The sequence below is a fragment of the Halomonas sp. PR-M31 genome (genome assembly GCF_001039575.1).
In the GTDB taxonomy this organism is placed as follows: Bacteria; Pseudomonadota; Gammaproteobacteria; order Pseudomonadales; family Halomonadaceae; genus Modicisalibacter.
This window is the reverse complement of sequence record NZ_JIBT01000098.1, coordinates 1-6,961: the sequence shown is the minus strand read 5'-3', so window position 1 is coordinate 6,961 and position 6,961 is coordinate 1. Positions and strand designations below refer to the sequence as shown.

Annotated in this window: 6 protein-coding genes; 5 read left to right on the top strand and 1 reads right to left on the bottom strand. The window is 60.6% G+C overall.

Annotation, left to right across the window (positions count from 1 at the left end):
• Positions 1–92: transposase (locus CH74_RS18515; RefSeq protein ID WP_082140494.1), on the bottom strand; the 92-nt coding region annotated here is incomplete at its 3' end.
• An 87-nt stretch (positions 93–179) separates the two neighbouring features.
• Between CH74_RS18515 and CH74_RS17640 the strand changes: the two genes are divergently transcribed.
• The 5 genes from CH74_RS17640 to CH74_RS17620 all read left to right on the top strand — a co-directional run.
• The gene (locus CH74_RS17640) at positions 180–2,009 is read left to right on the top strand and encodes a class I SAM-dependent DNA methyltransferase (protein ID WP_253273120.1); all 1,830 of its coding nucleotides are present in this window, start codon (positions 180–182) and stop codon (positions 2,007–2,009) included.
• Entirely contained in the window at positions 2,006–3,382 is a 1,377-nt protein-coding gene (locus CH74_RS17635; RefSeq protein WP_053070829.1) for a restriction endonuclease subunit S, read from the top strand. Before CH74_RS17640 ends, CH74_RS17635 begins: the two co-directional genes overlap by 4 nt.
• Positions 3,379–4,332, top strand: coding sequence for a GIY-YIG nuclease family protein (locus CH74_RS17630; protein WP_048308846.1), 954 nt, complete (start codon positions 3,379–3,381; stop codon positions 4,330–4,332). Before CH74_RS17635 ends, CH74_RS17630 begins: the two co-directional genes overlap by 4 nt.
• A 109-nt stretch (positions 4,333–4,441) precedes the next feature.
• Positions 4,442–5,353: an Abi family protein gene (locus CH74_RS17625; protein WP_048308845.1), complete on the top strand. Its 912-nt coding sequence runs from the start codon at positions 4,442–4,444 to the stop codon at positions 5,351–5,353.
• Between the two features lie 65 nt (positions 5,354–5,418).
• Positions 5,419–6,961: DEAD/DEAH box helicase family protein (locus tag CH74_RS17620; RefSeq protein ID WP_048308844.1), on the top strand; the 1,543-nt coding region annotated here is incomplete at its 3' end.

The following is a 6,961-nucleotide window of genomic DNA, read 5'->3' as shown; positions in this document are numbered from 1 at the left end:
CACTCCCGACAAACTTCCTTGACCAAGCGACCAGCCTCGACCTCTTTCAGAATCTGGACAATCTGTGACTCGCTGTAACGTGATTTTTTCATGCCGCTCTCCGTTTGCCTCATTGTAGGCCGAAGAACTCTAATGACGTATGTACCGATTTTAGGGGATGGTTACACAAGCAGGCGGTGTTGGACGCGGCCAGTGAGCATCAGACCAAGCCGGATGCCGTGCGCGAGAAGCTGCTGCTGCGTGCGGCGGATCAGCCCTTCTTCAACGCCTCACCGCTGACCCTGGGCACGCTCTCCGATACCCAGACCGCCGACGACCTGATGAGCTATGTGCAGTCGTTCAGCCGGGACGCTCGGGAGATATTCGAGCACTTCGAGTTCGAGGGCTTCGTCCAGCAGCTCGGAGCCAGCAACCTGCTCTACCAGGTGGTGCAGCGCTTCGCCGCCATCGACATGAGTCCTCAGCGGCTCACCAATTACGGCATGGGCCTGGTGTTCGAGGAACTGATCCGCAAGTTCGCCGAGAGCTCCAACGAGACGGCGGGTGAGCACTTCACTCCGCGAGATATTGTCCACCTGACCACCTCCTTGGTGCTGACCGGCCAGGAGCAGAAGCTGCGCCCCCACGGCATCGTCACCGTCTACGACCCCACCGCGGGTACCGGCGGCTTCCTCTCCGAGAGCGACGAGTACATCCAGCAGGTCAGCCAGGACGTGACCGTCTCGCTGCACGGCCAAGAGCTCAACCCCGAGTCCTATGCCATCTGCAAGGCCGACATGCTGATCAAGGGCCAGGCGGTGGAGCAGATCAAGCTCGGCAACACCCTTTCCGACGACCAGCTCCCCGGCGAGCACTTCGACTTCATGCTCTCCAATCCGCCCTTCGGCGTGGAGTGGAAGAAGGTCCAGAAGGCAATCACCGACGAGCATAACCAGAAAGGCTATAACGGCCGCTTCGGCCCCGGTCTGCCGCGGGTCTCCGACGGCTCGCTGCTGTTCCTGATGCACCTGGTCAGCAAGATGCGCGCCCGCCAGGAGGGCGGCTCGCGCATCGGCATCATCCTCAACGGCTCGCCGCTGTTCACCGGCGGTGCCGGCAGTGGCGAGTCCGAGATCCGCCGCTACCTGCTGCAGCACGACCTGGTGGAGGCCATCGTCGGCCTGCCCACCGACCTCTTCTACAACACCGGCATCGCCACCTATGTGTGGATCCTCTCCAACCACAAGCCCGCCGAGCGCCGCGGCCAGGTGCAGCTGATCAACGCCACCGGCCGGGCCAGCAAGATGCGCAAGTCCCTGGGCAGCAAGCGCCAGTTCGTCGCCGACCGCGACATCGAGGAGATCGTGCGTCTCTACGGCGCCTGCCAGGAGAGCGAGGAGAGCAAGCTGTTCCCGGTGGAGGCCTTCGGCTACCGGCGCATCACCGTGGAGCGCCCGCTGCGCCTCAACTTCCAGGCCAGCTCCGAGCGCCTGTCCAAGCTCGATGACGAGAAGCCGCTCCAGAAGCTGGAGGAGGCCGAGCGCGAGGCGCTCAAGGTCGCCTGCGCCACCCTGGACCCGGAGCAGCGCTTCACCAATCGTGAGGCCTTTACCAAGGCCCTGAAAGCCGCCCTCAAGCAGCACCTGCCGGAGGGCATGAAGGTCGGCGCCCCAGCGCAGAAGGCGATCCTCAACGCGCTTTCCGAGCGCGACCCGGATGCAGACATCTGCCTCGACAAGAAGGGCAACCCCGAGCCCGATACCGGCCTGCGCGATAACGAGAATGTGCCGCTGGACGAGTCGGTGTTCGACTACTTCGAGCGCGAGGTGAAGCCCCACGTGCCCGACGCCTGGATCGACGAGGAGAAGCGCGACCCGCTGGACGGCCGCGTTGGCATCGTCGGCTTCGAGATCCCCTTCAACCGGCACTTCTACCAGTTCACCCCGCCGCGCCCGCTGGAGGAGATCGACGCCGATCTCAAGGCCTGTACCGACCGGATCAAGCAGATGATCGAGGAGCTGTCGGCATGACAAATTTGTCTGGATCAAATTTGAACAGGCGCGAAGCGACTGGCCCGAAGGGCGAGGGCAGGGATAGCCCGAGTACCTTTCCGCGGTATCCCGAATACAAGGACTCCGGCGTCGAGTGGTTGGGGGAGGTGCCGGCGCATTGGGAGGTGCCGCGGCTGAAGCACCTTACCCGTATCAGGAACGGCAGAGACTACAAGGATGTCGAGGTAGAGACAGGAGGTTATCCAGTAATTGGATCGGGAGGCGAGTTCTCTCGTGCTAACAGCTACCTGTATAAAGGTGAGTCAGTCCTCTTGGGGCGGAAGGGAACAATAGATAAACCGCTCTATATCAATGGTCCATTCTGGACTGTTGACACGATGTTCTATACAGAGCTCAGCTCAAGAGTAGATGGGCGCTTCCTTTTTTATTATGCCACCTGCTTTAGGTTTGATCAGTATTCAACCAATACGGCTTTGCCTAGCATGGCTCAGGAAGATTTGGCCAATATTCAGTTGGCTACCCCTGAACCTGATGAGCAGGCACATATCGCCACTTTCCTCGACTATGAAACCACCCGCATCGACGCCTTGGTGGAGGAACAGCAGCGCCTTATCGAGCTGCTCAAGGAGAAGCGCCTGGCGGTAATCTCTCATGCCGTTACCAAGGGACTAGATCCCGATGTGTCGATGAAAGACTCCGGGGTGGAGTGGCTGGGAGAAGTGCCGGAGCATTGGGAGCTTGGTGGGTTAACGAAGTTTATTGGCCCTGTGGTGGACTATCGTGGCCGCACTCCGAAAAAAGTTGATGATGGCGTTTTTCTTGTTACAGCTAAAAATGTTCGTAATGGGCGAATCGACTATGAGGTATCAAGGGAGTATGCGGATGCAGAGTCGGCGAGGTCACTTCTGGAGAGAGGAAGGCCTGAGATCGGTGATTTGCTTTTCACCATGGAGGCTCCCCTAGGTCAAGTGGCGCTAATAGATCGAACGGACATTGCTTTGGCCCAAAGGATTGTAAAATTCAGGGGGGTTGAGGGAGTGATGATGAACACCTACCTGATGTATTGGCTAATGAGTACTGGCTGCCAAGCACGAATGGAAACGTTAGCTACAGGGTCTACGGCCCTTGGGATCAAAGCTAGCAAGTTAGGCATGATCGAATGCCTGGTCCCACCTATTACGGAACAAGAAGAAATCGTTAGCCTTATAGAGCGAGAAAGTGCCAAGCACGATGTCCTTTTGGCGGAGGCTCAGACCAATATCGACTTACTTCAAGAACGCCGCTCCGCCCTGATCTCCGCCGCCGTTACCGGCAAGATCGACGTGCGCGGCTGGACGCCGCCAGCCGGCTCTGCATCAACCCAGCAGGAAGCCCACCTGGAGGCAGTATGACCCAGGGACGCAGCATCCGACTCTTCTTGGTGGATGGCACGCCCAACGGCCTGCTCACCGCCGAGATCATGAACTGGATCGGTCATGTGCTTACCGGCCCGCGCAGCAAGCTCAGCGAGCTGGTCCAGCGCCCAGAGTGCGGACGCACCGGGATCTACTTCCTGGTCGGCCCCGATCCCGAGAACAGCCTGCGTCCGCTGGTCTATATCGGCGAAAGCGATGATGTCAGCACGCGCCTCAAGCAGCACAACCGCCCGGAAGTGGCGGGGCCGGGTGGTGGCAAGGATTTCTGGGAACGGGTCTGTCTGATCACCAGCAAGGATCAGAACCTGACCAAGGCTCACGTGAAGTATCTGGAAAGCCTGTTGATCAAGAACGCCGCCGACGTTGGGCGCTGCAAGCTGATCAACGGCACCGCTCACGAGTACATCAACCTGCCCGAGTCCGATCGCGCCGATATGGCATTCTTCGCTGAGCAGATTCGTACCGTGCTGCCGGTGCTGGGTTTCGATTTTCTGCGCGGGCGCCCAACGCCGGCGAGCCAGCAGCTTGCTCAAACGCCGGAAGCATTACCTCAATCGCCCAGATTCACGCTCGAAGTACCGCGCCATGGCATCAAGGCAATGGGGCAGGAAGTCGATGGCGAGTTCTTCGTCTTCAAGGGCTCCCTGGCCCGGGGTAGCTGGGTCGGCACCGAGCGCGGCTATCAGAGCCTCTATAACCAGCTCTGCGAGGACGGGGTACTGGTGGAAAGCGATGGCACGCGGATCTTCAACGAGGATCAGAGCTTCAGTAGCCCCAGTGCCGCGGCCGCGGTGGTTTCCGGCCGCAGCGCCAATGGCCGCATCTCCTGGAAGGCTGAGGGCAGCGGCATGACCTACGGCGAGTGGCAAGACCAGCAAGTAAGTGCTGCAGCGGCACAGCCGGAGGCGACAGAGCCCACCTGGTAGATGTGACTTGGCAGCAGGTCTCTGCTTCCTTATACTTGTTTCTAACAACACCCCCCACGCCTCTCCCTGAAGCGCACCTTGGGGGGTTACTTTTTTCTGGAGGCCGGCCTTGCAGTTCAACAAGCCCCCGCTGAGCTTAGATGATCAGCTCGACCGGCTCATCCAGCGGGGGCTGACGGTCCCGGACCGCCAGCGGGCGCTCCACTATCTGCGTCATCTCAACTACTACCGGTTGGGCGCCTATTGGTTGCCCTTCGAGGCCGATCACCGGACGCATCGCCTGCGCCCCGGCACTACCCTGGATGACGTGCTTAACCTCTATGTATTCGACCGGGAGTTCCGGCTGCTGGTCATGGACGCCATCGAACGCATCGAGGTCTCTATTCGCACTCGCTGGGCTTATTACATGGCCCACATGCACGGGCCTCACTGTCACCTAGATCCGACCCTGTTCAAGTCATCTCACCGTTCATGGCGCTACGAGGAGCGGCTCCATGCCCTGGAAAGGGAGGTGCGGCGCAGCCAGGAAACTTTTATCCGCCACCTGAGCACCACCTACGATGAGCCGCTGCCTCCAATCTGGGCCCTGGTGGAGATCATGACGTTCGGCCAACTGTCGCAGTGGTATGCCAACACACGCCAGCGCCGAGACCGTAACGCCGTGGCACGTGAGTACGACTTCGACGAGAGCGTGCTGACATCGGTGCTGCACCATCTGAGCACGGTGCGCAACCAGTGTGCTCACCATGCCCGACTGTGGAACCGGGAGTTCACCTTCCTTCCCAAGCTGCCCAAGGATAGGCCTGCGGCGGTGCTGGACACTCTATCCTTCGACGCTTCGCGACGTATCTACAATACCCTCACCCTGATGCTGTATCTGATGGATGTGGTGAACCCCTATCATCATTGGCGGGAACGGCTGATCGGGCTCATCGATCACCATGCCGTCAATGTGGCCGAAATGGGCTTCCCTGACGACTGGCGTGTCCGCCCCCTGTGGAAGAAGCATTCTTCTAATTAGACTTCTCCTTATTTCCCTAAACCGTTAGGCTGTTTCAAAAAATTACGCCAAGCGCAGGGGATAATATGGCGGACAGCAGGGAGTCCCGCTTCCAGCAGGACATCATCGAGTCCATGGTGTCTGGAGGCTGGAAGGCCGGCACAGCCAGCGGCTACGACCGTACCACGGCCCTCTACACCGAGGATCTGCTGGGTTATGTGCGGGAAGCCTGGCCGGAGCGCTGGGAGAAGTTCTGCAAGGCCAACCCTCAAGCGCCCGAGCAGGTCTTCATTCAGAAGGTTATTCGTGAGCTGGGCAAGTCCGGTACGCTGGAAGTGCTGCGTCATGGCTTCAAGGTACCCGGTGTTAAGTTCGACCTGTGCAGCTTCCAGCCCGACCACGGCATGAACCCGGATTCGCTGGCCCGCTACCGCGCCAACCGTCTCCGGGTAGTCCCGGAGGTCTCCTACTCGCCCCACGCCCGCGAGAAGGGCAAAAGCGGCGAGAGCTACAATCCTCGCCTCGATCTGGTGCTGTTCGTCAACGGTATCCCGACTGCGACTCTGGAGCTCAAGAGCCAGTTCAAGCAGACGGTGGAGAACGCCAAGCGCCAGTATCGCCAGGATCGGCCGATCAAGGATCCCGTCACCCGCAAGCCCGAGCCGCTGCTGACCTTCAAACGCGGCGCCCTGGTCCACTTCGCGGTGAGCCAGGCCGAGGTGGCCATGACCACCAAGCTGGCCGGCAAAGACACTTTCTTCCTGCCCTTCAATCGCGGCACAGAGGAGGGCGGTGCCGGCAACCCGCCCGCACCGGATGAGCACAGCTATGCCACCGCCTACCTGTGGGAACAGATGTTCGCCCCGGACGCCTGGCTGAAGGTACTCGGTCGCTTCCTGCACCTGGAGAAGAAGACCAGCGAAGACTTCCACGGCCGCCGCCATACCAAGGAGACGCTGATCTTCCCCCGCTATCACCAGTGGGAGGTGGTCAATCGCCTAGTGCAGGCTACCCTGGCTGAGGGGCCGGGGTGCCGTTACCTGGTGCAGCACAGCGCCGGCTCCGGCAAGTCCAACTCCATCGCCTGGTGTGCCCACCAGTTGGCCAACCTCTACGCTGAGGATGGCACCAAGCTCTTCAACTCGGTGATTGTAGTCACCGACCGCACAGTGCTCGACAGCCAGCTCCAGGACACCATTTACCAGTTCGAGCACGCCCACGGCGTGGTTCGGCCCATCACCCGCGACATCGGTAACCAGAGCAAGTCGGAGCAGCTCGCCGAGGCCCTGGCCAGTAGCACCCGCATCATCATCGTCACCATCCAGACTTTCCCGGCGCTGTTCGACACCCTGGACAAGCGTCCCCAGCTCGCCGAGGGCCACTACGCGGTAATTGCCGACGAGGCACACTCCTCCCAGACCGGCAGCTCGGCCAGCAAGCTTAAGGCGCTACTGGCGGCCGCAGGAGAGGCCACAGAGGACGACGATGGGGAGATCAGTGCCGAGATGATGCTCGATGCCGCCGTGGCCTCCCGGCGCCCCAGCGAGCGCATCAGCTACTACGCCTTCACCGCCACCCCCAAAGCCAAGACCCTGGAGCTTTTCGGTCGTCCGCCGGATCCCGAGCTGC